The organism is Flavobacterium psychrotrophum (genome assembly GCF_003403075.1).
GTDB classification, from domain to species: Bacteria; Bacteroidota; Bacteroidia; order Flavobacteriales; family Flavobacteriaceae; genus Flavobacterium; species Flavobacterium psychrotrophum.
Genome location: NZ_CP031557.1, coordinates 1614180 through 1640282, shown reverse-complemented (window position 1 = coordinate 1640282; position 26103 = coordinate 1614180). Strand labels below are relative to the sequence as shown.

Annotated in this window: 24 protein-coding genes; 15 read left to right on the top strand and 9 right to left on the bottom strand. The window is 40.5% G+C overall.

All coding sequences use genetic code 11. The annotated features are described in order from the left end of the window. Positions 1 to 59 precede the first annotated feature (59 nt). The 4 genes from DYH63_RS07160 to argH all read left to right on the top strand — a co-directional run bounded on the left by DYH63_RS07160 (position 60) and on the right by argH (position 4327). Positions 60 to 1013, top strand: coding sequence for an N-acetylornithine carbamoyltransferase (locus DYH63_RS07160; RefSeq protein ID WP_116790764.1), 954 nt, complete (start codon positions 60 to 62; stop codon positions 1011 to 1013). Continuing rightward, positions 1000 to 1785: an acetylglutamate kinase gene (gene argB, locus DYH63_RS07155; RefSeq protein WP_116788154.1), complete on the top strand. Its 786-nt coding sequence runs from the start codon at positions 1000 to 1002 to the stop codon at positions 1783 to 1785. The genes DYH63_RS07160 and argB overlap by 14 nt, the downstream gene beginning before the upstream one ends. Before the next feature lie 14 nt (positions 1786 to 1799). Continuing rightward, entirely contained in the window at positions 1800 to 2936 is a 1137-nt protein-coding gene (locus DYH63_RS07150) for a M20 family metallo-hydrolase (protein ID WP_116788153.1), read from the top strand. A gap of 110 nt (positions 2937 to 3046) precedes the next feature. Beyond that, positions 3047 to 4327: an argininosuccinate lyase gene (argH, locus tag DYH63_RS07145; protein ID WP_116788152.1), complete on the top strand. Its 1281-nt coding sequence runs from the start codon at positions 3047 to 3049 to the stop codon at positions 4325 to 4327. Between the two features lie 8 nt (positions 4328 to 4335). Here argH and DYH63_RS07140 read toward each other — a convergent pair whose 3' ends face one another. Next, positions 4336 to 5073 carry an MBL fold metallo-hydrolase gene (locus DYH63_RS07140; protein ID WP_116788151.1) on the bottom strand — a complete coding sequence of 246 codons (738 nt, stop codon included), beginning with the start codon at positions 5071 to 5073 and terminating at the stop codon, positions 4336 to 4338. Between the two features lie 135 nt (positions 5074 to 5208). Between DYH63_RS07140 and DYH63_RS07135 the strand changes: the two genes are divergently transcribed. From DYH63_RS07135 to DYH63_RS07100, 8 genes are all read left to right on the top strand, one after another. After that, on the top strand, positions 5209 to 6213 hold the full coding sequence (locus DYH63_RS07135) for a TlpA family protein disulfide reductase (protein ID WP_116788150.1): 1005 nt from the start codon (positions 5209 to 5211) through the stop codon (positions 6211 to 6213). A gap of 140 nt (positions 6214 to 6353) precedes the next feature. Continuing rightward, entirely contained in the window at positions 6354 to 7778 is a 1425-nt protein-coding gene (locus tag DYH63_RS07130; protein WP_116788149.1) for an L-serine ammonia-lyase, read from the top strand. Between the two features lie 94 nt (positions 7779 to 7872). Further along, complete coding sequence (locus DYH63_RS07125) at positions 7873 to 8274, top strand: hypothetical protein (RefSeq protein WP_116788148.1); 402 nt, start codon at positions 7873 to 7875, stop codon at positions 8272 to 8274. A 125-nt stretch (positions 8275 to 8399) separates the two neighbouring features. Continuing rightward, positions 8400 to 9350, top strand: coding sequence for an isopenicillin N synthase family dioxygenase (locus DYH63_RS07120; RefSeq protein ID WP_116788147.1), 951 nt, complete (start codon positions 8400 to 8402; stop codon positions 9348 to 9350). Between the two features lie 65 nt (positions 9351 to 9415). Further along, positions 9416 to 9790 carry a GxxExxY protein gene (locus tag DYH63_RS07115; RefSeq protein WP_116788146.1) on the top strand — a complete coding sequence of 125 codons (375 nt, stop codon included), beginning with the start codon at positions 9416 to 9418 and terminating at the stop codon, positions 9788 to 9790. Between the two features lie 48 nt (positions 9791 to 9838). Beyond that, positions 9839 to 10189 (top strand): translation initiation factor, encoded by a 351-nt coding sequence (locus DYH63_RS07110; protein ID WP_116788145.1) that lies wholly within the window; start codon positions 9839 to 9841, stop codon positions 10187 to 10189. Between the two features lie 14 nt (positions 10190 to 10203). Next, a complete protein-coding gene (locus DYH63_RS07105; RefSeq protein WP_116788144.1) occupies positions 10204 to 11076 on the top strand; it encodes a nucleoside phosphorylase in 873 nt (290 codons plus the stop codon). A 244-nt stretch (positions 11077 to 11320) separates the two neighbouring features. Then, positions 11321 to 13792 (top strand): beta-glucosidase, encoded by a 2472-nt coding sequence (locus DYH63_RS07100; protein ID WP_116788143.1) that lies wholly within the window; start codon positions 11321 to 11323, stop codon positions 13790 to 13792. Between the two features lie 83 nt (positions 13793 to 13875). On the opposite strand, the gene DYH63_RS07095 is transcribed toward DYH63_RS07100, so the two are convergent. From DYH63_RS07095 to DYH63_RS07085, 3 genes are read right to left on the bottom strand one after another with little or no spacing between them, the layout of a single operon-like run. After that, positions 13876 to 14451, bottom strand: a complete 576-nt coding sequence (locus DYH63_RS07095) for a cytochrome b/b6 domain-containing protein (protein WP_116788142.1) — start codon at positions 14449 to 14451, stop codon at positions 13876 to 13878. A gap of 26 nt (positions 14452 to 14477) precedes the next feature. Beyond that, the gene (locus DYH63_RS07090; RefSeq protein WP_116788141.1) at positions 14478 to 15377 is read right to left on the bottom strand and encodes a cation diffusion facilitator family transporter; all 900 of its coding nucleotides are present in this window, start codon (positions 15375 to 15377) and stop codon (positions 14478 to 14480) included. 41 nt (positions 15378 to 15418) lie between these two features. Then, entirely contained in the window at positions 15419 to 15829 is a 411-nt protein-coding gene (locus tag DYH63_RS07085; protein ID WP_162926956.1) for a hypothetical protein, read from the bottom strand. A gap of 170 nt (positions 15830 to 15999) precedes the next feature. Here DYH63_RS07085 and DYH63_RS07080 point away from each other — a divergent pair, with 170 nt between their 5' ends. Then, complete coding sequence (locus DYH63_RS07080; protein ID WP_116788139.1) at positions 16000 to 18471, top strand: DUF5686 and carboxypeptidase regulatory-like domain-containing protein; 2472 nt, start codon at positions 16000 to 16002, stop codon at positions 18469 to 18471. 119 nt (positions 18472 to 18590) lie between these two features. Here the strand turns inward: DYH63_RS07080 and DYH63_RS07075 are convergent, their stop codons facing one another. Beyond that, on the bottom strand, positions 18591 to 20939 hold the full coding sequence (locus tag DYH63_RS07075; RefSeq protein ID WP_439952034.1) for an ATP-dependent helicase: 2349 nt from the start codon (positions 20937 to 20939) through the stop codon (positions 18591 to 18593). Between the two features lie 42 nt (positions 20940 to 20981). Continuing rightward, positions 20982 to 21386: a ribosomal maturation YjgA family protein gene (locus DYH63_RS07070; protein ID WP_116788138.1), complete on the bottom strand. Its 405-nt coding sequence runs from the start codon at positions 21384 to 21386 to the stop codon at positions 20982 to 20984. A 145-nt stretch (positions 21387 to 21531) separates the two neighbouring features. On the opposite strand from DYH63_RS07070, the gene DYH63_RS07065 reads away from it, so the two are divergent. Next, on the top strand, positions 21532 to 22059 hold the full coding sequence (locus DYH63_RS07065; protein WP_116788137.1) for a DUF7935 family protein: 528 nt from the start codon (positions 21532 to 21534) through the stop codon (positions 22057 to 22059). Between the two features lie 86 nt (positions 22060 to 22145). Here the strand turns inward: DYH63_RS07065 and DYH63_RS07060 are convergent, their stop codons facing one another. Further along, complete coding sequence (locus tag DYH63_RS07060) at positions 22146 to 22835, bottom strand: SIMPL domain-containing protein (protein ID WP_116788136.1); 690 nt, start codon at positions 22833 to 22835, stop codon at positions 22146 to 22148. Positions 22836 to 22889: 54 nt separating this feature from the next. Continuing rightward, positions 22890 to 23522 carry a rhomboid family intramembrane serine protease gene (locus tag DYH63_RS07055; protein ID WP_116788135.1) on the bottom strand — a complete coding sequence of 211 codons (633 nt, stop codon included), beginning with the start codon at positions 23520 to 23522 and terminating at the stop codon, positions 22890 to 22892. Between the two features lie 115 nt (positions 23523 to 23637). Here DYH63_RS07055 and DYH63_RS07050 point away from each other — a divergent pair, with 115 nt between their 5' ends. Next, complete coding sequence (locus tag DYH63_RS07050; protein ID WP_116788134.1) at positions 23638 to 24513, top strand: lysophospholipid acyltransferase family protein; 876 nt, start codon at positions 23638 to 23640, stop codon at positions 24511 to 24513. An 84-nt stretch (positions 24514 to 24597) separates the two neighbouring features. Here the strand turns inward: DYH63_RS07050 and DYH63_RS07045 are convergent, their stop codons facing one another. Beyond that, the gene (locus tag DYH63_RS07045; protein WP_116788133.1) at positions 24598 to 26094 is read right to left on the bottom strand and encodes an aminotransferase class V-fold PLP-dependent enzyme; all 1497 of its coding nucleotides are present in this window, start codon (positions 26092 to 26094) and stop codon (positions 24598 to 24600) included. Positions 26095 to 26103: the final 9 nt, after the last annotated feature.

Below are 26103 nucleotides of genomic sequence, written 5' to 3'. Positions count from 1 at the left end.
AATTAACATAATAATAAACCTACAAGGTTTTGGAAACCTTGCAGGTAATAAAAAAGCAAATGAAAAACTTCACTTCGGTAGACGATATACAGGACCTTAACGGGCTTGTATCTTTGGCGAAGGCCATTAAGGCAGCTCCCTTTGCCAATCAGGAAATTGGTAAAAATAAAATCCTTGGATTATTATTTTTTAACCCAAGTTTAAGGACAAGGCTAAGCACCCAAAAGGCTGCGCTTAACCTGGGCATGAACCCTATAGTAATGAACCTTAATACCGAAGGCTGGACACTGGAGTTTGAAAATGGCGTGGTAATGGATGGCGCCAGCAGCGAGCACATTAAAGAGGCCGCACAGGTGGTTTCGCAATACTGTGATATCATTGCCATTCGTAGTTTTCCTACCCTTACAGATAAGGAAAAAGATGAAGAGGAATATGTAATAAGTGCCTTTAAAAAATATGCTACGGTACCTGTACTAAGCCTTGAAGGTTCTACAGAACACCCGTTGCAGGCTGTTGCTGATGCACTTACCATTGAAGAATATAAGACAAAGCCTCGTCCTAAGGTGGTGCTTACATGGGCACCGCACCCTAAAGCACTGCCACATGCAGTGCCTAATTCATTTGTAAAAGTGATGAAAAAGGCAGATGTTGATTTCATAATCACACACCCCGAAGGTTATGAGCTTAACCCTGAGTTTACTACAGGCGTTACTATTACCCATGACCAGGACGAAGCGTTTAAGGATGCCGATTTTATCTATGCCAAAAACTGGAGCAGTTATATTGATTACGGCAAGATAACCAGCAAGGATCCATCATGGACGATTACTCCTGAAAAAATGGGACTGACTGATAATGGTAAATTTATGCACTGCCTGCCTGTGCGCCGTAACATGATTGTTACTGATGCTGTGCTAGATAGCGACAGTTCTATTGTAATACCTCAGTCAAACAACCGTACCTATGCGGCTCAGGCTATTTTAACTAAAATACTGGAAGATGCAGGAAACTAAGCCAAAACTAACCGTAGTAAAAATAGGTGGCAATGTGATAGACAATCCTGCTGCCCTTAAAAGCTTTCTTGCAGATTTTGCAGCTTTAGAGGGACATAAAATCCTGGTACATGGCGGTGGTAAGATTGCTACTAAAACCGCTGAGGGGCTTGGCATAAACGCAGTTTTTCATGAAGGCCGAAGGATTACCGATAAGCCCATGTTGGATGTTACGGTTATGACCTATGCAGGGCTTATTAATAAAGACGTTGTAGCCCAATTGCAGGCCTTTGGCAGTAATGCTATGGGTTTTACCGGTGCAGATGGTAACCTTATACTATCTGAAAAGCGTAAAAATGCGGTAGTAGATTTTGGTTTTGTAGGCGATGTACTTGCTGTAAATGCTGAATTGCTTAGGGTAGTTATTACTCAAAATGTTGTGCCGGTATTTTGTGCCATTACACACGACGGAAATGGTCAATTGCTTAACACTAATGCCGATACAATAGCCAGTACACTAGCCGTATCCTGTAGCAAATACTTTGAGGTACAACTGATGTATTGCTTTGAGAAAAAAGGTGTGCTTATGGATAGCGAAAATGAGGATTCCGTTATAAAAAACCTTACTTTTGGCACCTACAAGACACTGCGGGAACAAGGTATAATCCACTCCGGTATGCTGCCTAAGCTTGAAAATTGTTTTAACGCGCTAAATCAGGGCGTTACGCAAATAGGTATTGGCAGCCCTGAAATGCTGAAAGGAAATAGCATTTATACCCTGATAACCGCATAACGAAACACGATTGTATGAGTGACAAAACAATACAAACACTAACACAGGAAGCCATAGCTTTGCTAAAGCAGCTGATCTCAACCCAGTCTTTTTCATCTGAAGAAGAAGGTACGGCACTGCTTATAGAGGCATGGTTTAACAATAACAATATTCCTTTTAAAAGGGAGAACAATAATATCTGGGCATACAATAAAAATTTTGTTGCAGGTAAACCTTTATTGTTGCTTAACTCGCACCACGATACCGTAAAACCTAATCAGGGCTATACTCGAAATCCGTTAGCTCCTGCTATAGAAGATGGTAAACTTTACGGCCTTGGCAGTAATGATGCAGGTGGTTGCCTGGTGTCGTTGATTGCCTCTTTTACGTATTTGTATGAGGCAGAAAATTTACCATATAATGTGGTAATCGTAGCTTCTGCCGAAGAAGAAAGCAGTGGGCCGAAAGGACTAAACAGTGTACTAAAGCACCTGCCAAACCTGGAACTCGCCATTGTGGGTGAACCTACTGAGATGCAACTTGCCATTGCTGAAAAAGGATTGCTGGTACTTGATGTTACCATTACAGGAACTCCTGGCCATGCCGCGCACCCTAACGATGATGTGAGTATATACAATGCTATACCTGTAATAGAATGGTTTAGAAATTATCGTTTTGAACACGTAAGCGATGTACTTGGCCCCATGAAAATGACAGTTACGGGTATAAACGCGGGTAAGCAGCACAACGTTATACCGGCAGAATGCAGCCTTGTGGTAGACGTTCGTGTTAACGATAAATACACGAATATAGAAGTACTGGAAATCATCCGTACCGAGCTTGCGGCAAAATTTGGAGATAAGGTGAGAGTAAATCCGCGTTCATTACACCTTAATTCTTCGTCTATAGATAAAGAACATCCGCTTGTGCAGGCAGGCATAGAACTGGGAAGGACTACCTATGGTTCCCCTACCCTTAGCGACCAGTCGGTTTTAAGCTGTCAATCGCTTAAGCTGGGTCCGGGCTTATCAACCCGTTCGCATAGCGCCGACGAATATATTTTTGTAAACGAAATTGAAGAAGGAATAGCGTTATATGTAAAAATACTCTCTAAATTCCTGAATATAAATAGCAACAAAGCTGAAGAGGCTGTTGCTGAATCTGAGCAGTAATTATCTGCTGGCTAAAAATATTTCGCCACGGATTACACTAATAACACGAATTAATATATCATGATAGATTTGTGAGAATTAGTGTAATTCGTGGCTTAAAAAAACACAAAATGAAACTCTGGGAAAAAGGCATACCAACTGATAAGAAAACCGATATTTTTACCGTAGGCAACGATCGCGAACTCGACCTTGTATTGGCCGAGTACGACGTTATCGGGTCTATGGCCCAGGCTAAAATGCTTGCCAAAGTGGGTTTGCTTACGGATGATGAAGGTAAACAATTGGTAGCGGCCTTAGAAGAAATACGTACCCAGATAAAAGCGGGTAATTTTACCATAGAAGATTCATTTGAAGATGTGCACAGCAAAGTAGAATATCTGCTAATTGAGAAACTGGGCGATACCGGTAAAAAAATACACACGGCACGTTCCCGCAACGACCAGGTTTTAACTGATGTGCACCTGTATCTTAAGGCTGAAATACTAACAATAAAAACCCAGGTTAAAGAGCTTTTTGATTTACTTATTGGTTTAAGCACCCAATACCAAAATATTCTGCTTCCGGGATATACGCATTTTCAGGTTGCTATGCCATCGTCTTTTGGTATGTGGTTTTCGGCATATGCAGAAACGCTTATTGATGATGTAACGATGCTGAATGCAGCGCTTACCGTAGCCGACCAGAACCCGCTAGGATCGGCTGCCGGTTACGGAAGCTCCTTTCCCATCGATCGTACTTTTACAACTAAGGAAATGGGGTTTGCTACTCTTAAGTACAATGCAGTAGCCGCACAAATGAGCCGTGGCAAGGTTGAGAAAACTACTGCTTTTGCAATGGCCGCTGTAGCAGGTACCCTATCCAAACTTGCTATGGATATTACATTGTATCTGAGCCAGAATTTTAGTTTTATAAGCCTGCCGCAACACCTTACTACCGGTAGCAGCATTATGCCTCATAAAAAGAACCCGGATATTTTTGAGTTAATTCGCGGCAAGTGTAACAAAATACAGGCATTACCATACGAACTTACGCTGATAACTAATAACCTGCCAAGCGGATATCACAGAGAATTTCAGTTGCTTAAAGAAGGGTTATTTCCTGCATTGCAAACACTGAAATCCTGCCTTGAAATGGCGCATTATTCCATTAAAGAAATCAAGGTTAATGAAAATATCCTTGACGATAAAAAGTATGATTACCTGTTTACGGTAGATGCGCTTAATGAGTTGGTTACATCGGGAATACCTTTCCGCGATGCATATAAAATTGTGGGCGAGCAGGTAGATAATGGCACTTTTGAGTCGCCAAAAGCTACAAAACATACTCATGAGGGCAGCATCAATAACTTATGCCTTGATGAGATTGTTGCCAAAATGGAAAAGGTGTTTTAAAGCATCTCCTATTTGTTTAGTTTTACTACCTGTCTTTTAACATCGTGGTAAAAGAGCAGCGACCAGTTGTTTTCTAAAGCTTGCTTTTCCCATTTTTGGCGTAATTCCATTGCTTTTTTACCATCAAAATCAGTTTTATAGGCTATGTGGTATTTCAGGTAGGCCAGTTGAGGCAGGTTGTCTCCCCCAAAGAAAGCAATTTCACCATCATGTTCAATCCAGAATACCTGATGAAACGGTGAATGCCCGCTCGTAACCTCATACGTTATGAAATCGCCAATGTGCCCCTTGTCGTCATTCATGAATTTAATATTATCCAGATATCCTAACTGCTGTAATACTTCCTGATTATAAGAATGGCTTGCAGATTGTGTAAGCGCATTATCAAGTTCACGTTCCTGAACATAGATAGCTGCCTGTGGAAAATTTTGTATGAAAACACCGTTTTCAAAATACCCCAGGCCATCAGTATGATCTTTATGCAGGTGACTGAGCAGCACCTTTGTTATATTTTCTACTTTATATCCGGCATTTTCAATACATTGCCTAATAACAGGCGTTCCATTTTTTAGAAATCCTAAACCGGTATCTATTAGTATCAGGTCATTTGGTAGTTCAATAAGAAACGGACAAATAGCCATTGTAAGGAAACCTTTTCCATCGTTAGGTAGCGCCTCACCTTCCTGGTAAAACTCCTTATCGTTACTTACATGGAAAACGCCTTCATTTAGCGGAATAATTTTCATAAGATATTACATTGTGCCAATATCAAAATCCGATATTAGTATGATGTTGCAAAGGTACATCCACAAATAATTATTGTAGCATTATACTACTTATGTTTATAGTACGTTGTGATTTTAACAACCAACCATAAGCTTATGAAATATTTTGTGATACTAATATCGATGCTTTGTTTAGCTGCATGTAAGAAAGAGAAAATTACAGGCACCAAAATTAGTATTAATTATACCGCAGAGAGTAAAGTTGACAGCGTTGTTATTACTGATGACCTCTTTACACAGTGGCATTCATATCCTGATGACGGCCAAATTAATGCTGTCTTTACTTTTGATAAACCTAATCTCTACGTTATTGCGTTTTTTAAAGGAGGTAAACATTACAGCCAAAAACTATGGCTAAACAATGGTACGCCCAAAGTAGATTTACATTTTATAAATGAAGAACTTGTTATTGATACTGTGCAAAATGCGCCTTTGTATTATGAATATTTTACATTTCTTCAGGATCTTAATAAATTTGAAGATAATAATACACTACGTAATGCTTATTTACTTAAAAAATTTGAAGAACATAAAAACAGTGTATTTTCTAATCTTGTTGTTATGAATTATCATAGCTATAACCGTAACAATCCGAAGTTGCTAAAGAGTATATTACAAAAATTAGAGCAACAGCCTGATGATATTAAATTTGGCGCAGAGGGGATGTATATCGCTCTACAAAAAGAACTTAAGCCTTTAAATAATCTTACACTTTCACTGTATGAATTTACAAACCGAAAAAATGTTATTGAACAGATACCCTTAAAAGAAAATAAATTATATCTGGTTGATTTTTGGTTTGTAAAATGTGTACCATGTGCGCGCGACCATAAACTTATTAGTAAACGACTTAACGATTTAAAGAAGCACAACATTGAAGTTATAGGGATTGCCACCGATAACAATTTTACCGCCTGGGACAACTATCTTTCAAAACATAGTTATAATTGGATGAATTACAGGCAAAATGGAAACAATACCCCTACTGAGACATTAGGTATTTGGGAGTTCCCTACTTATTTTATGATGGATAAAAATGGTAATATAGTATCAGAAAGGTATCACGCTATAGAAGATGTATTTAAAGATTATATAAATTAGGCAAAATAATTATAACCCATTATCCTAAGCTATTTTACCAAATCAATAATTTTTACCCTACATCGTTATAGCATTATTAAAAATAATTAAATTTGCGGGCTGTAATTGCGTTATATTTGCAGCAATTGCTACACATTGCTATGACTGAATGTATTTCTGTTTTTGACATGCTTAAGATAGGCGTTGGCCCATCGAGCTCACATACTTTAGGTCCGTGGCGCGGTGCCGAACGCTTTCTTAACGAACTTCGCGAAGAAGGAATTTTTGATGCCGTTACCCGCGTGCGCATAGACCTTTATGGTTCACTATCCCTTACCGGTAAAGGCCATGCTACAGACCTTGCTGTAATGCTTGGCCTTAGCGGAGCTGACCCGGAGTATGTGCCTATTGATAGTATTGATGGTATCATAGAAAGCATTACTCATAATCAAAAACTTACTTTAGGTAACGAACGGGAAATTGATTTCTCCTTTTTCACCGATATTATTTTTAATCGCGATTTCCTGCCTTTTCACGCCAACGGGTTTATGTTTACAGCATACCATAATAAAGGTGAATATACTTCAACTTTTTATTCTATAGGTGGTGGCTTTGTAGTTAAGGAAGAGCGCATTGTAGCAAAACAAAAACAGGAAATACGCCGTGCGTTCCCTTACCCAATTGATAAGGCTGATGAACTTTTAGCCTATACTAAAACGCTGGGAAAAAGTATCTCTGAAGTAGTATATGAGAATGAAAAATCGATACGTACTGAGGCAGAAATAGACCACGAGCTGATGCGTGTATGGAACACCATGCTGGAGTGTATGTACACCGGCTGCCACACATCGGGCATATTGCCGGGTGGGCTTAATGTGCGCCGCCGTGCTTATGATATGCACAATAAAATGATAGGCGAACTCCCCTATTCGTCTCCGCAGGAATGGCTTCAGGTTATAAGACAAACTGAGGTGAAATTCCGTCAGATACTTAAATGGGTAAGTTGTTTTGCCCTTGCCGTTAATGAGGTTAATGCGGCCCTTGGACGCGTGGTTACCGCGCCTACTAATGGTAGTGCGGGTGTTATTCCTGCCGTGTTAATGTATTATATGGTTATAGAAAACCACCAGGCAGACGAACGCCACATAAAACAATTCCTTTTAGTTGCAGGCGAAATAGGCAGTATCTTTAAAAAAGGAGCTACCATTAGTGCGGCTATGGGTGGATGCCAGGCCGAAATAGGCGTTTCGAGCGCCATGGCAGCAGCTGCATTATGCGAACTTATGGGCGGCACTCCAGAACAATGCCTTATGGCAGCAGAAATTGCTATGGAACACCACCTTGGCATGACGTGCGACCCTATAGGCGGGTTGGTACAGGTGCCATGTATAGAACGCAATACTATGGGCGCAATAAAAGCTATTAACGCGGCAGAACTTGCCCTTGAAACAGACCCTGCAAACGCAAAAGTTCCTCTTGACAAGGTTGTGAATACCATGTGGCAAACCGCCCAGGATATGAATAACAAGTATAAAGAAACCAGCGAAGGCGGCCTTGCCGTAACGGTTAACAATGTAGACTGCTAACTGTAGCTGTCTGCATTGTGTTAATTTGAGGTATTGCTTTTGGTAATATCTTTAGCTTTTGTATGTTTACGGAAACCACTAACCGACATCAAAAATGCAGCAGGAAGATTTTATCTTAAAGATGATTGAGCGCTTTTCGCTTTTTATCAAGAAGCTTCTTAAAATAAGTATTGATTCAGAATCGGAAGCCTTTGAACAACAGTCTAATGATTTGCTTCAAGAGTTTTTTGATACGGATATTGATAATCCTGACTCTATTCCCCTGAAAAAACTGAACAGTTTAATTCAAAGGGAAAGTCTTCAAAAACCAATCATCATATTATTCCTCAAAATAGCAATATTAAAGTCTGAAAATGAGTTTGCTACAGGAAAAAAGTATTATAAGATTGTAAATCAGGAACTACTGCCTCATTTAAAGTCTGTAAATGCGTTTGAGAACGAAGAGGATATTACCGTGAAAAATCTTTTATCTCAATGCAGGGAATTATACAGGTAACAAATTCAAATTAATCGTAGATACTACCTGTTAACAACTTCATTTCCTACAAATAAAAATTAATCCTTAGCTTTGTAAACACAAGGCTTTAGGCTTTGTAAAGTTATTAACAATAAACCTTTCTTATGCAAAACATTCCCAGTGTGGATCTGCGTGATTTCCTTTCGGGTGAACCGGAACGCAAGCAAAAATTTGTAAATGAAATCGGAAAGGCCTATGAAGATATAGGTTTTGTGGCATTAAAAGGGCATTTTCTAAACGATACGCTGGTAGACAGCCTGTATGGTGAAGTGCGTAACTTTTTTAACCTGCCGCTTGAGGTTAAGGAACAATATGAAATTCCGGGTATTGGTGGCCAGCGCGGCTATGTTTCCTTTGGTAAAGAACACGCCAAAGGCCGGAAAGAAGGCGACCTTAAAGAGTTTTGGCATTTTGGCCAATACCTTAACGAAGGCTCTGCCAGGGCAGGTGAATATCCTGAAAATGTAACTGTTAATGAGCTTGCTAATTTCAATGCTGTAGGTAAAGAAGCCTACCAGATGCTCGAAAAAACGGGTATCTATGTGCTGCGTGCATTAGCGTTGTACCTAGGGTTGGATGAATTGTATTTTGACAAATATGCACTTGAAGGCAATAGCATACTGCGCCCTATCCACTACCCTCCTATTACCTCTGAACCTGATAATGCTGTACGCGCAGCAGCGCATGGCGACATCAACCTTATAACCCTGCTTATGGGCGCGCAGGGGCGCGGCCTGCAGGTACAAAACCATGATGGACAATGGATAGACGCCATAGCTGAACCTGACGAACTTGTTATAAATGTAGGCGATATGCTAAGCCGCCATACTAATAACAGGCTAAAATCGACAATACACCAGGTGGTTAACCCACCACGTGAGTTATGGGGCACATCAAGATATTCTATTCCGTTCTTTATGCACCCGGTTAGTGAAATGAAACTGGATTGTCTTGAGAACTGTATTGATGCAGAACATCCTAAGTTATATGAAGACATTACCGCAGGGGAGTTTTTGTATGAAAGACTTGTGGAGCTTGGATTGATTAAGAAGTAATATGCAATAAAGATTAATGGAACGCGGATGCCACGAATTAAGCGGATTTTCACAGATTTCTATTTATGTTACACGAAGAATTGACAGGTCAGATTTTAAAAGCTTTTTATGATGTTTATAATGAGCTCGGCTATGGCTTTTTAGAAAGAGTATATCAAAACGCACTATTCCACGAATTAAAATTAAGAGGGTTAAGTGTGGAAGCGCAGCGAAAAATTACTGTATATTACAAAGAAATACCTGTTGGAGATTATTTTGCTGATATTATTGTAAATGACCTAGTGATTCTAGAGCTTAAAGCTTGTGATTACCTGACAGAAGAATTTGAGCATCAAATAGTAAATTACTTAAGAAGTACACAATGTGAAGTTGGACTACTTTTGAATTTTGGCAAAAAGCCGGAATTTATGCGAAAAGTATTTCAGAATATTAATAAATAAATCCGTGAAAATCCGCTTAATCCGCGGCATCCGCGTTCCATCATAAATATGGGAAAGAAATTAAATAGTTTAGAAAGTCTTGGCGGGTTTGTATTTTCAACCAATAAGGACTTTGAGTTAAACAATAACGACGAGCAGCAGGAAACCCCTGCCCCTAACCAGCAAAAACTGGAAGCCCATCTCGACAAGAAAAACCGTGGCGGCAAAGTAGCTACTGTTATAAAAGGTTTTGAAGGGACTGAGGATGACCTTAAAGCGCTTGCCAAGCAGCTAAAAACGCTATGCGGTGTAGGTGGATCGGCGAAAGATAATGAGATCATCATTCAGGGAAATTTCAGGGATAAAATAATGGATTTCCTTGCTAAAGAAGGTTATAAAGTAAAACGCGTGGGCGGTTAAAACCAAGAATCGATATGAGTAACATACAGGAATCTGAACTTATCCTTAATCCGGATGGCAGCGTTTACCACCTGAACCTGAAACCGGAAAATATAGCGCATGACATTATTTTTGTGGGCGACCAGGATCGTGTGGCAAAAATAACATCGTATTTTGACAGTATAGAGTTTTCGACACAAAAGCGCGAATTTAAAACCCAGACAGGTACCTATAAAGGCAAACGCATTACGGTAATGTCTACCGGTATTGGGCCGGATAATATTGATATTGTAATGAACGAGCTTGATGCGCTTGTTAATATCGACCTGCAAACACGCCTCCCGAAAGAAAATCTTACATCGCTAAATATCATTCGTGTGGGTACATCGGGTTCATTGCATACAGATATTCCTGTAGACAGTATCGTAATGTCTGAATTTGCGCTGGGGCTCGATAATATGCTGCGCTCTTATGAAGTAAGCAAGGTTACAGACAGCGCTTTGGAAGATGCCTTTATAAACCACACATCGTGGGATATTCGCAAAGGCCGTCCGTATGCTGTACGTGGCAGTAAAGTATTACAGGAACTGCTTTACACTCCGGATATCCATAAAGGTATTACTGCTACAGCGGGTGGATTTTACGGGCCACAGGGGCGTGTATTGCGACTTGGTATACAAGACAGCAGCCTGAACAGCAAAATGGATAGCTTTAACTTTAACAGCAACCGCGTTACCAACCTTGAGATGGAAACGGCCGCTATTTACGGGCTGTCTGCACTATTAGGTCACAATGCGCTTTCTATGAATGCCATTATTGCTAACAGGGCTTCGGGTACGTTTAGTGCAGATCCTTACGCTGCTGTAAATAATCTTATTAGTTATACGCTTGATAAAATAGCGCAATAGCCTATTTTCAATAATATCTTAAAAGTCGTTCCTTTAAGGCTGTCAATAACCAGGCAGGTAAAGGCACGGCTTTTTACTGTTTATGGCAGTATGCACATTTTAAAATGCTGCCACTGATCTATGGTTTCCCATTCGTTTTTTGGTAAAATATAGAAGATTTTCTAAGGATGAATATAACATTGAAATAAATTGAGGATGTAAATATTTTCCTAAATTAGCTATACAAAATCCAAAACATCTCATAATGCGAAATCGATTACTTATTGCCGCGGTATTGCTGTACCTGCCGGTATTCTCCCAAACTTATAAAGATAAAAAGGCTACTGTTGAAGACCGTGTTAATACACTTCTTAAGGAAATGACCCTTGAGGAAAAGATTGACTACATAGGCGGTTACAATGATTTTTACATCCGCCCGATAGAACGCCTTGGCCTGCCACAGATTAAGATGACCGATGGCCCTGTGGGTACCCGTAACTATGGTAATACTACAGCCTACCCTGCCAGCATACTAAGTGCTGCAACCTGGGATACCGCGCTTGCAAAACGTCTTGGCGAAGCCCTGGGTAACGATGCCCGCGAGCGTGGTGTACATATACTATTAGCCCCGGGTGTAAATATTTACCGTGCGCCCATGAACGGGCGTAACTTTGAGTACATGGGCGAAGACCCTTACCTGGCTGGAGAAATGGCAGTGGCTTACATAAATGGTGTGCAGAGCAAAGGCGTAGTAGCCACGATAAAACACTTTGCAGCCAACAACCAGGAATGGGACCGTAACAATGTAAGCAGCGATATGGACGAGCGCACCCTGCGCGAAATATACCTGCCCGCGTTTAAAGCTGCGGTAACAAAAGGCCATGTAGCTGCAGTTATGGACAGTTATAACCTTATTAATGGTGAGCATGCTACACAAAACAATCATCTTAATAACGATATACTTAAAAACGAATGGAAGTTTGACGGTATCGTGATGAGCGATTGGGTAGCTACCTATGATGGTGTGGCTGCGGCTAAAGGTGGCCTGGACCTGGAAATGCCAAACGGTGCTTTTATGAACCGTAAAAACCTGATGCCGGCATTACAAAACGAAACCATTACCGAAGAATTGATTAATGATAAGATACGCAGGATATTGAGGGTTATCTTCCGCTTCGGATTTTATGACACACCTTATGAGGCTGTGAGCCCGCTGAAGGCAAATACCCAGAGCGAGGCTGTAGCGTTAGATCTTGCCCGTGGCGGTGTCGTGCTTCTTAAAAACGACAATATACTGCCGCTGCAAAACAAGGTGAAAACCATAGCTGTTATAGGCCCTAACGCCGACCTAAACCCTGCCGGTGGCGGTAGTTCGTTTACAGAACCATTCCACTACACCAGTTTGCTAAAAGGTATAAAAGCAGCTGCTCCGGGTGCTAAAGTGGTTTATGTACCCAACAGCATACCACAAATGGAAAACTATGCCGATAACTCTCCCCTGTACCTTGATAAAGGCTCTAAGACCAAAGGTGTAAAAGCATCTTATTTTAATAATATGGATCTTGAAGGCGATGCCGTAACCCAGCAAACCGAGAAAAGCATTAACCATACCTGGGGAGGAGAAACAGGTATTAAAGGTATTGGTGCCGATAATTTTTCGGCACGCTACACCGGTGTGGTACGTGTAGAAAAGGCAGGCACATATAAATTTAGCGTTAAAGGCGATGATGGTTTCCGACTGTTCGTAGACGGCGAAAAGGTAATCGAAATGTGGGGCGACCATGCAGCTGTAGTGCAGAGCAAAGACATTACACTTAAAGCAGGCAAAGATTACAGTTTTAAGCTGGAATATTATGAGCATGGCGGTGGTGCGCAAATTTCATTTGCCGTATACCAGGACAATGTAGACTTTAGCGAGGCGGTTAAAGCCGCTAAGGCTGCAGATGTAGCTATCGTTTCCGTAGGTTATAACGGTTCATCTGAAAGTGAAGGCTCTGACCGTACTTTTAAACTGCCGGAATACCATGACCAGCTGATAAGCGCCGTTGCTAAAGCAAATGCCAATACCGTAGTAGTGCTAAATTCTGGCGGAAATGTAGATATGCAGCCGTGGTTGGGTAATATAAAAGGTTTGCTTCACGCCTGGTATCCGGGTCAGGAAGGTGGTACCGCCATAGGTGAAATACTTACCGGAAAAGTAAACCCAAGCGGTAAGTTACCCGCAAGTTTTGAAAAGAAATGGGAAGACAACCCTACCTTTAACAACTATTATGATGCCGATGGCGACAAACATGTATTGTATAAAGAAGGTCTTGACATAGGTTACCGTTATTATGACCATAGTGATGTAAAACCACAATTCCCGTTCGGTTTTGGTTTATCATATACTACGTTTGACTATACCGATATGGCGATAACTTCTAATGGCAAAACAGATGTCAATCTTACTTTCAGCATTGAGAATTCAGGAGATTATGATGGCGCAGAAGTTGCACAGGTTTACGTAAGACAGGTTAACAGCCCGGTTGCACGCCCTGTAAAAGAATTGAAAGCCTTTACTAAAGTAATGCTTAAAAAAGACGAAAGTAAAACCGTTACTGTTCAGTTAGATAAAGATGCTTTTTCGTACTGGAAAGATGATAAAAAAGCCTTTGGTTACGATGCCGGAACATTTGAAATCCTGGTAGGTTCATCATCTGCAGATATAAAACTTAAGGGCACCGTTACTGTAAAATAATCAAGACTTTAGTCATCTGATAAAACAAATGAGGAACCTATAATCAGGTTCCTCATTTTATTTCTAGACATATATAAAAGGTATTAAGCAGGCTCCTCCCCACTTACCATTTTAGAAATGATGCCGCGCTCTTTACCACCATCGGCAATAACAACGCCTGCCAGGTGCAGTGCAATAAAACTAACCATATAGTAAAGCGATAGTTTGTGAATCTCTTCACTTGGCTCGTGTATGCTATCGGGGCCAAACTCTATCAACAATCCTGTAATCAATGAAACTGCCACAAATACATAAAAAAGTAAATATACCCACGACCGAAAACGTTGGTAAGTTGTACTGTCTTTTTTAAATGGACTGCCAAATGTAATGCCCTGCACCGCAAAAATAATCATGCGTATAATGTATAAACCTACAAGCACATAGCCTGCAATGGTATGTGTACCCCACATAGGGCGGCGCACCTGCTTAGCAACAGTACCCGCTGTATCATCATCTATGGTAACACCTTTTTCGGCAAGGCCATTTTGCATAATGCTTCCCATATTGTTCTTGTTCATCCAGCCCATCCGAAGCAGCACGGTAAGTAACAGGTATAAAAAAGTAAAGGCAATAGCCCAGTGTATCAGCCTTGAAGCAAGGTTAAATCGTTTATCTTTCATGATAATATGTTGTTTTTGGATTTTGATTAAATATCAGAGCGACCATCCGGCTCTATATGTATGTGGATTTGTGCAAACTGTGGCAGTATGCTTTGTATATGATCCTGAACGGCGTGGGCTATGTTATGCCCCTGCTCTACTGTGAGGTCTTTATTAACCCAAACGTGCATATCGGCATGGCTTTGCAACCCCATCTTACGGATATGGCATTTTTCGACCATTACAACACCGGCAACTTCTGCTGCAATTTCCCTTACACGAATGTTAAGTTCAGGCTGTAATTCTTCATCCAGTAACTCGCCAAGTGCGGGGCGCGCTATAAGCCAGGCATTAATAACTATTACAACAGCAGCCATAAGTGCAGCCCAGTCATCTGCTACCTCATAACCCGGCCCGCCAATGATACCAATGGTAATGCCTATAAAGGCAGCACCACTACTTATAGCATCGCTACGATGATGAAATGCATCAGCCTTAACGGCTCCACTATCCAGTTCTTCACCGGTTTTTATTACAAATCTGTACAGTAGCTCTTTGGTAATAATTACGACGGCGAGTATAATAAGGGTAAAAGGCTTAGGCGCTTTGTGTGGGGTTTGTATGTTGTGTACGCTTTCTACCGAAATAATTACAGCCGCCACACAAAGTGCAAGAGCGATACCAAGGGCTATAAGCGCTTCGGCTTTACCATGCCCATAAGGGTGCTTGCTGTCTGCCGGGCGCACGCTCCATTTAAGGCCTATGTACAGCATACCGCTGGTTACAATATCGGTGGTGCTTTCTATGGCATCGGCAATAAGCGCGTATGAGTTTCCAAATATACCTCCAAGCGCTTTAATTACCGCCAGTATAGTACTGATCACGATGCCAATAAGGGTGGTTTTAAGTCCGGCCTCGGGCGTTGGGGCAATAACTTTTTTTTCCATTTTTAAATGGTTTTAAATATACAATAATTCCGGGTCTGAGATTAACAAACCGTTACACACGGAGGGCGGAAAAAAGCAAGAGCAACATCTAAAGCTAAACATCCCTCACGATAAGGGATTACTTTTTTTGCAATGGTATATTTAAACGGAAAAATGTCGGGATAAGCAACCTCGGCTTTAGTATAAACCGATGGTTTATTATGATGGTTTTTAAAAGGGAGTGCTTCGTCCTTTTGGCGGTCATCGTCTTTTTTGTCGTGCCCAAAGTAGTGCATACTGATAAATTCATGCAATCCGCTTGCCGAATTATCTGCCCTATGTTCTTTGTAATGACTGATGAACGCAGGAGTTTTAGCCAGTTCAGACAGGCCTGTACTGTAAGCGGCTGTTATAATTATCAATAAATACAGGCAGGCATTTTTCATTTCGCAAAAATAAGGCTTCTCATCCATTTTTTACCGCACGGGCAATTAAACTTACTAACCGTCGTTTATTTTTACGGAAGAAATCCTGTTAAAGTTTTGTTTTTTTTCAGACCGATGCAACCAATTAAACTTTTTACCCGTCTAAGGAAACATAGCGGGATTTCCCAAATAACCTAAATCACCAATAAAACCACTACATGAAAAAACTGTTCTTTCTAATTTTTATGTTGGCAGGGATTGCCATGAATGCCCAGATCAAGGGAAAAATAACGGATAAAGCCGGACAAGGACTGCCCTTTGTTGCTGTTGCTATAGAAAACACTTATAATAACACTACAGCAAACGAAAATGGCGGTTATGAAATAGGCGTTAAACAACCAGGTAAATACACACTTGTTTTTCAGAGCATTGGCTACAAAACAAAAAAAATTCCGGTAAATGCTATTACCCTTCCTCATACACTTGATGTTGTTCTTGAAGATGAAAACTATGAATTAAAAGAAGTGGTGGTAAGCAATAGCGAAGATCCTGCCTACGCAATTATCCGCCAGGCTATTGCCAATAAAAAAATAAACAGCGAAAAAGCCGGCCGCTTTGAAGCCGATTTTTACAGCAAGGGTATTTTTAGAGTTGCCAACCTGCCAAAAAGGATTATGGGTATGAAGGTAGAAACCCCGGAAGGCTCTGTAGACAGTACGGGTAAAGGTGTCATGTATCTAAGCGAAACAGTATCACACCTTACTTTTGAGCAGCCCGATAACCTTAAAGAACGTATTATAGCCAGTAAGGTAAGCGGTAGCGATAATGGTTTTAGCTATAATACAGCACTGGGTACATTCTACAACTTTTATAATGATAATGTAGAGTTTGAGATCAATATGGTTTCGCCATTAGCAAAAGGAGCGCTGGGCTATTACCGTTATAAATTTGAAGGCAGCTTTTTTGATGAAAATGGCAATGAGATCAACAAGATCAAAATCATTCCAAGGCGCGACAAAGAGCCGGTTTTTGAAGGATACATTTATATTGTAAGCCAAAGTTGGGCCATCTATGCATTAGATGTAGACATTAAAGGCTACCGTGTGCAAGTGCCACCGCTGCAAACCCTTAACCTGCAACAAAATTTTAGTTATAACCCGTCTACAGGCATCTGGGCAAAAAACTCGCAAACCTTTGACTTTAAAGCGGGGATGTTTGGTATAAACTTCTCGGGTAAATTTACCCATGTATACAGTAATTATATATTTCACAACCATTTTGATAAAAAGACATTTGGGCGCGAAGTAGTATCTTATGATAAGGATGCCAATAAAAAAGACAGCCTATACTGGAATACCGTGCGACCGGTTCCGCTTACGGAAGAAGAAACACGGGACTATGTAAAGAAAGACAGTATTAAAACGGTGCGTAACGACCCTGCCCGATTAGACTCTATTGCAAGGGTGCGAAACAAATATCATTTCTTTGATTTTATAACAGGGTATGATTATTACAAGACCGATAAGGATACTGCCGTTGGCAAAACCGTTCGTTTTAAATATGACGGACTTGCAATACCAATGTACAACACGGTACAGGGATGGAACACACATACCAAGTTAAGTTACTCTCGCTGGGGTAAAAAAACATCTTATTTCTATGCCGATGCCTCTTTTGATTATGGCCTTGCCGAAGACAGGCTAAGGGTTGAGGGAACTATTGGTAAAGGTTTTAAAAAAGTGGGAACTTTTACAATAAGCGGTGGTAATGCTATTAAGCAATTTAACCCTAACGAACCTATTACACCATTAATTAACACTATTAGTTCACTGGTATTTAAAGATAATTACATGAAGCTTTACGATAAGACTTATTTAGGCTTATCATACAGCCGTAGCCCATTCAGTTGGCTATCGCTCACAGGATATATAGAGTATTCAAGGCGCAAGGCACTGTATAATAATACCGATTATGTTCTTATAAAAAACGACGATATTTATACCTCAAACAATCCGCTGGAGCCATATAATTTTACGTCGGCGCCGTTTGCAACACATTATGTAACTAAGGCAAGCATTGGCGGAAGTATCATCTGGCCATATAAGTATATTAGTTACCCGGGTGGAGGCAGGATGCCATTAGACCGGGAAAAATATCCTAAGGTATCTTTCTTATACCAAAAGGCTTTTGCCGCAAATGATGATAAGTATAAATACGATTTTGTAAGCCTAACCAGTACATACAATACATCTTTAGGCAACAAAGGCGATCTTGGGTTAGGATTGAATGCAGGTAAATTCTTTGGTGCAGACGGTATTTCGTTTGTAGATTATAAACACTTTAATGGTAACCAGACCCACGTTGTAGCAGATGATGAACAACGACTGAAAGCCTTTAATATGCTGCCATATTATACCCAAAGCACTAACAATGCTTACCTTGAATTTCATAGTGAGCTTAATACCAAAGGCTTTATCATGAATAAGATACCGCTGCTTAACGTATTGCAATGGAACCTAATTGTGGGCTACCACAGCCTTATAACACCGGATAGGGCACCGTATCATGAGTTTACAGCAGGCTTTGGCAACATAGGCATTGGCTCTTTCAGGGGATTACGTGTAGACTATGTACATTCTGTTCAGAGCAACGTATCTACAAACGGGGTTATGTTCTCTTTAGGAATGTAGGACACCCTTACTATTTAAAGCCACAAAAAGGCACTAATTTCACACGATAATTTGTGAAATTAGTGCCTTTTGTAGCTTATTAATTCAGGCAATCATGGTTCTAAATCAGCCTCTTAAATCTATCCTATAACATCAAGCTTGGCAAAGCGCAATAGCAGTTTTTTAATACCGCCTACCTCAAAATGAATTTCAGCTTTACGGTCGGCTCCTACCCCTTCTAAGTTAAGTATTTTGCCCTTACCAAAACGCTCGTGCATTACAATATTGCCAGCAGCCAGTTTACTATCAGGCATTGCGGGGCCACTACTATTAGATGATGTACTGTTTGTAGCCATAGGCTTAAGGCGACGGATGCCACTATCGGGCTTAGGGTCGTTATCGGTAACCCATTTTGGCGGGGTTCCGGCAGTAGGTTTTACCTGCCTTAGTTTTGATTTGTCTACATCGCCAAAAATATCAGCATTAACCATTGGCTTATAGCGGTAGTTCGTTTCTGGCGGTGTAAGGTATTCTATAAACTTATCGGTTATTTCTTCAATAAAACGAGATGGATCGCTGTCTACCAGTTTGCCCCAACGGTAGCGCGACTGTGCATAGGTAAGGTATGCCTGATGCTCTGCACGGGTAAGCGCTACATAGAACAGGCGTCGTTCTTCTTCCAGCTCACTACGCGTATTCTGGCTCATGGCACTAGGAAAAAGATCTTCTTCCATACCCACAATAAACACATGCGGAAATTCAAGCCCTTTTGCCAAGTGAATGGTCATTAGCGCCACACGGTCATCATCTCCGGTATCTTTATCAAGATCTGTAGCTAATGCTACGTCCTCCAGAAACTCAGATAATGCGCCACGTGCGCCATCTACCTCTACCTGACCTTCTATAAAGTCGCGAATACCATTTAATAATTCTTCAATATTCTCTATACGGGCTATACCCTCTGGTGTAGCATCTTTTTTAAGTTCCTGTATAAGGCCCGTTTTCTTTGTAATATGTTCAGAAAGAGCAAAAGCATCCTGGGTTTCGTTCATTACCTGGAAACTCTTTATCATCATTACAAAATCGGTCAGCTTGCCTTTAGTACCGCTGTTAAACTTCAGGTCAATACGGTCGATGTTTTCCATCACTTCAAATACCGATCGGCCGTAGTGGTTTGCAGCCACAGTAAGCTTCTCCATGGTACTGTTACCTATACCCCTAACCGGAAAGTTGATAACACGGTTAAGTGCTTCCTCATCTTTAGGGTTTATAACCAGGCGCAGGTAAGCCAGTACATCTTTAATTTCTTTGCGCTGGTAGAATGATAATCCGCCATAAATACGGTACGGTATATCGCGTTTGCGCAGGGCATCTTCCATAGCACGGCTCTGGGCATTGGTACGGTATAGTATGGCAAACTGCCCGTTCTTAAGCTGGTTCTGCATCTTTTGTTCAAAAATGGTACCTGCTACAAAACGTCCTTCTTCGCCATCGGTAAGGCTGCGGTGTACTTTTATTGGCGGGCCGTCATCATTAGCCGTCCACACCACTTTATCAAGCTTTACCTTATTCTTGTCAATAATGGAGTTTGCCGCTTCTACTATATTTCGGGTAGAACGGTAATTCTGTTCCAGGCGGAACATCTTTACACCATCATAATCTTTCTGGAAATTCAGGATGTTATTAATATTCGCCCCACGAAATGCGTAGATACTCTGGGCATCATCGCCCACCACACAAATGTTCTGGAACTTATCAGACAGTGCCCTTACAATAAGGTACTGGCTGTGGTTAGTATCCTGGTACTCATCTACCATGATGTAGCGAAAACGGTTCTGATATTTAGAAAGTACATCAGGAAAGCGGTTCAGCAATTCGTTAGTACGCAATAAAAGGTCATCAAAATCCATAGCACCTGCTTTAAAGCAACGGTCTACATATGCCTCATAAATTTCGCCAAGGCGTGGCTTTTTACTCATGGCATCGGCTTCCTGAAGTTCAGGGTTGTTATAATATGCCTTTACCGTAATAAGACTGTTTTTGTAAGACGATATTCTGCCTAAAACCTGTTTTGGCTTATATACATCCCTGTCCAGCTGCATTTCCTTAATTATAGAAGATATAAGTCGCTGGCTATCCTGGGAGTCATAAATACTAAAGTTAGAAGGAAAGCCAAGTTTATCGGCCTCAAAGCGTAGTATTTTAGCAAATATGGAGTGAAATGTACCCATCCACAGGTTTTTTGCTTCGCTGTTACCTACAATCTGGGCAATACGATGTTTCATTTCGCGCGCAGCCTTATTGGTAAACGTAAGCGAGAGTATGTTAAAAGCATCTACACCCTGGCTCATAAGGTAGGCAATACGCATGGTAAGCACACGTGTTTTACCAGACCCTGCGCCGGCTATCACTATCATTGGCCCTTCTTTTTGCAGGGTTGGCGCCTGCTGGGCTTCGTTTAACTTACTTATATGTTCTAAAATATCCATTTTTCTTCTTTACCCTGCAAAATTAGCGAATTTAAACCATAATCACCCACTGATTTTTGTGCGGGAACGCCAAAACATATCTATACCTAAAGCTACTGATACCCCTATTGAATAAGCAAGGATATCACTCCATAAAAATCCCTGTCCCAAAATGAGCCTGCCCGGCAACGTTGCACGTATCGCGTTGATATATGGGGCATTGCAAAGTTGTGAAAGTTCTATGCAATAGCAGGTAAGTAACGCTAACATTGCACGTGAAGCACTTTTTTTTAAGGGTAAAAGCGTACTATAAATGTAAAACATCATTACGGCATAAAGTGCATCGCCTAAATACAGATTAATGATATCAGGAAACAAGGCTGCTTTTATCCTTACAAACAGGCCAAGGGCAATTACTGAAAGCACTATTATAAAATAGACAAGACTAAAGCGGTTGATTTGTTTCATTAGCGTAGTTTGATTGACAAATCTAAGCCTAAAATATTTTTTTCGTTCAGAGACTTTTATAACTTATTTCGCTATTTTCGCCTTTCGCAATTATAAAGCACAGGTTGCGTTAATAGAGTAACTATAACTATTTATTACCACAAGCATGGATTTCGACAAATTTTTACAACTATTATTTTCTGCCCTTCCCGCTATTGTAGTAGCACTTGTAGCCTATTACTTTTTTCAGGGATATTTTGAAAACGAACAAAAAAGACGCCGTTACAGCCTGCACAAGGAAGCACAAAGACATGCGTTGCCGCTAAGACTACAGGCTTATGAAAGGCTTGCTCTTTTTCTGGAGCGCATAGACCCAGCCAAATTGCTGATACGCATTACGCCGCAAAGCAATAACAAGCACGACTATGAAGAGTATGTTATATCACAGGTAGAGCAGGAATATGAGCACAACCTTACACAACAAATTTATGTTTCTGCAGAATGCTGGGGTATTATTACTACGGCTAAAAATGCTACCATACAAACCATACGTAAAACAAATATGAGCGACCGTGTAGATACCGCTAATAAATTACGCGAGGTAATGCTTACCGATCTTTTTGAGAAACAAAGCCCAAGCAGCATTGCTCTTGCGCATCTTAAAAATGAGGTTTCTGAGCTTTGGAATGAATAATATTTTTTACGATATATCGTAAAAAACAAAAATCCCGTAAGCGCTATGCCTACGGGATTTTTTTATGATTTTGCAATTAATATCCTTTATTCAAGGGCATAAGCAATGTTTACATTTGCAGTAATGGTTATTTCTCCGGGTGCAAGTGTTTCTCTTGCATCAGCAACCATATTTTCTGTTTTGTACATAGCAGCGGCGTGCATAACAGGGTAATAAGTTTGAGAATTGTCTGTAACCAATAATGCTTTGCCCAGCTTGTTGCCTAAAGCCTTAGTGTAATCTTCAGCTTTTTTGCGCGCATCGGCTATTGCCTTAACACGGGCTTCGCTTTCATACTGGTCTTCTTTAGATGTTTTAAAAGTAACACCGTTTATAGTGTTCACTCCCGCATCGGTAAGGCCAAGCATTACAGTGTCATATTTGGTAATGTCCTTAAGGTGGATAATGATGGTTTGCGATGCCACAAAACTGTATTTCTTTTTGTCGTAGTCATAATTCTTGTTAAGGCTTACACGCTGCGTCTGGTAATCTTTAGCATCAAGCTTTTGGGCTTTCAGGTATTTAATTACAGCATCTATAGCTATATCATTTGCTTTTTTAACGCTTGCGGCATCTGCACCGGTGTTTGTTACGCCTACGCTAATGTCTACAAGATCTGGCATTACTAATACTTTGCCCTCACCGGAAACGTTAATTTGCGGAGGTGTGTTTTGTTGTACCTGTGCCGTTGCAAGAACGCCGGTAAATACTAATGCGGTTAGGAAAATCTTTTTCATAGTGTTTATTTGTTTTTGTTATTTTCTTACAGAAATCCAAAATGCGTGCCAGTTTTACAGCTTACCCATTTTTGCCATGATAAATAAGATAATAATAGGCACGGCCAGTATGATTACATAGATGGTTTCGGTATAAAAAAGCTCGGGCATACGTGCCAGCGTAACGGCGTAACCGCCTATGGCTCCGCCAAAATGCGCTGTGTGACCTATATTATCGTTCTTAGCCCTCATACCATAAATAGAGTACAATAAATAAAATATCCCAAAGAGATAAGCAGGTATAAAATAATTTATTGTTGCATGCGGATTTAGCAGAATAGATGAAAACACTATACCCATAACTGCTCCGGATGCACCAATGGCACGATAGCTGTAATCGTTTTTATGAAAATAAAGCGTAAGCAGGTTGCCTGCAACAAGACTTATTAAATACACCATTACAAAACCCAGAGTGCCTAAATAATATACAACCGTAGGGCCAAAAAAGTATAGCGTTATCATATTAAAGATAAGATGCTGCAAATCGGCGTGTAAAAACGCACTTGTAAACATACGTACCTGGTCGCCGGCGCGGATACTGCCTACGTGAAATTCATATTTACGGAAGAAAGCCATGTCGTTAAAGCCTTTAAAGCTAACCAGTGCATTGATGCCAATAATGATAAAAACTACAAATTCGAGTCCCATATAATATTAATGTATTTGTAGTGCTAAGTAATAAAATATTATCTGTACTGTAAAATAAGCCGCACAAAATTTAAGATTAAATAATCTATTATCTTTGTATAAATTATTTTGCCGAATGCAACTACTCGCCTACCTGTTGGCCTACCCCATAATCTGGTTTATATCAATATTACCTTTCAGGCTTTTATATCTATTGTCTGACGCGGTTTATGTCATCGTATATTATATTATTGGCTACCGAAAAAAAACGGTGCGTAAAAACTTTGCGCTTGCCCTGCCCCATTTAAACGCGACAGAAAGAAAGGTGCTCGAAAAGAAATTCTACCACCATTTTTGTGACAATTTTGCCGAAATGGCAAAGGCGCTTTCTATATCGCAAAAAGAAATTAAGCAGCGCTTTGTGTTTACTAATTTTGAAGTAGTGCATGAACTTGAAAAACAAGGTAAGAGTATTGCTATGCTTGTGGGGCATTATGCAAGCTATGAATGGCTGCTGCAAATGAATACTAATTTTATTTCTCATACGGGTTATGGCATTTATAAACCTATGCGCAATAAATATTTTGACAGGCTGGTACGCAAAATACGCGGCAGGTTCAAGGCCGAACTAATAGGCGTGCGCGAAGTGGTGCCTACAATGCGTCAAAACGCCCGTACCGGCGTTAAAGGTGTCTATGGCTTTATAACAGATCAAAGTCCGCTTAAGAACTCTGCCATACACTGGGGCGATTTCTTCGGTATGGAAGTACCTATACACGTTGGCGGAGAAATGCTGTCTAAAAAGCTGGGACTTAATATGATCTTTGCAAAAATAGAAAAAGTAAAGCGTGGTCATTACAGCTGTACTTTTATACCTGTAGAGGGCAATCTTAAAGAAATACCTAATTATGAAATATCTGACCGTTTTATGAAAATGCTTGAAGCACAGATATTAGAAAAACCGGAATACTATTTATGGACGCACAAGCGCTTTAAGCACCGTCGAAATTAATAATGTGACAATACATCAATGATTTAATGTACCAATTGATATGCTAAATAATAAGTACATTAAATCATTAATCAATTGGGATATTTATAAAGTAAACCACTTTTGCATTAATGCATCAGTAGTATTTACTTCTTCTTTGTGTATAAACTCGTTAGTACCGCGAACATAGTTATAGTCTGCACTCCAGGCTTCAAAATTTTGAGCCATGGCTTTTATACTTTCGCATACAAACTGTATTTCTTCATTGGTAGTCGTAGGGTGAATAGACATCCTGATCCATCCCGGCTTTTGAATTAAGTCGCCTGCCGTTATTTTATCTGTCAGGTAGTTTGACTGCTCCTGGTCTACGTGCAGCAGGAAATGCCCGTATGTACCGGCGCAGCTGCATCCGCCACGGGTTTGTATGCCAAATTTATCGTTTAGCATTTTTACCCCAAGGTTGTAATGCAAACCATCAATATAAAAAGAAATAACACCAAGCCTTTCTGTATGCTGTGGAGCAAGGATATTAAGGTTAGGAACATTACCCAGTGTTTCAAAAACATAATCGGTAATTTCTTTCTCGCGCTGCAGTATATTGTGCACGCCCATTTGTTCCTTAAGCTTAACAGCAAGTGCCGTTTTGATTACCTGAAGGAAGCCCGGTGTACCACCATCTTCACGCTCTTCAATATTATCTAAGTATTTATGTTCACCCCACGGGTTGGTCCAGCTTACGGTTCCTCCCCCCGGATGATCAGGTACCATGTTTTTGTACAATTTCTTATTAAAGATAAGTACACCAGAAGTACCTGGCCCACCTAAAAATTTATGCGGCGAAAAAAATATGGCATCAAGATATGCCTCTTCATCTTCGGGGTGCATATCTATTTGTACATAAGGCGCACTACAGGCAAAATCTACAAAACAAACACCATTATACTGATGTACCAGTTTTGCGACTTCAGAATAGGGTGTTTTTATTCCTGTAACGTTACTACAACCTGTTATCGAAGCTATTTTTAATGTATAATCTTTATGTTCTTCAAGTAGTTCTTTAAAGCTGTCCAGGCAAATTAATCCCTGCGGACAGGCGGGTATTACTACTACTTTAGCAATGGTTTCCAGCCATGAAGTCTGGTTACTGTGGTGCTCCATGTGGGTAATAAATACCACAGGGCGCTTTTCGTCAGGTACAGTGGTGTGTGGCCTCATATTCTCTGGTACTTTAAGCCCCAGTATGCGCTGAAATTTATTTACAACACCTGTCATTCCTGTACCATCTGTAATCAATACATCATCAGATCCTGCGTTAACATGGTGTTTAATGATGTGGCGTGCTTCATGGTAAGCATTTGTCATGGCCGTACCACTTACAGTAGTTTCGGTATGCGTGTTAGCTACAAAAGGGCCAAACTCATTTACAATCTTATCTTCTATAGGGCGATACAGGCGGCCGCTGGCAGTCCAGTCTGTATATACCATTTTTTTAAGGCCATAAGGCGAGGTAAATTCCTGGCTTACGCCAATGATGTTTTCCCTGAATTTTGAGAAATATTCTTCAAGACTGCTTGTAACTATGGTATCTGCCTCCTGTAACATAATAAAGAT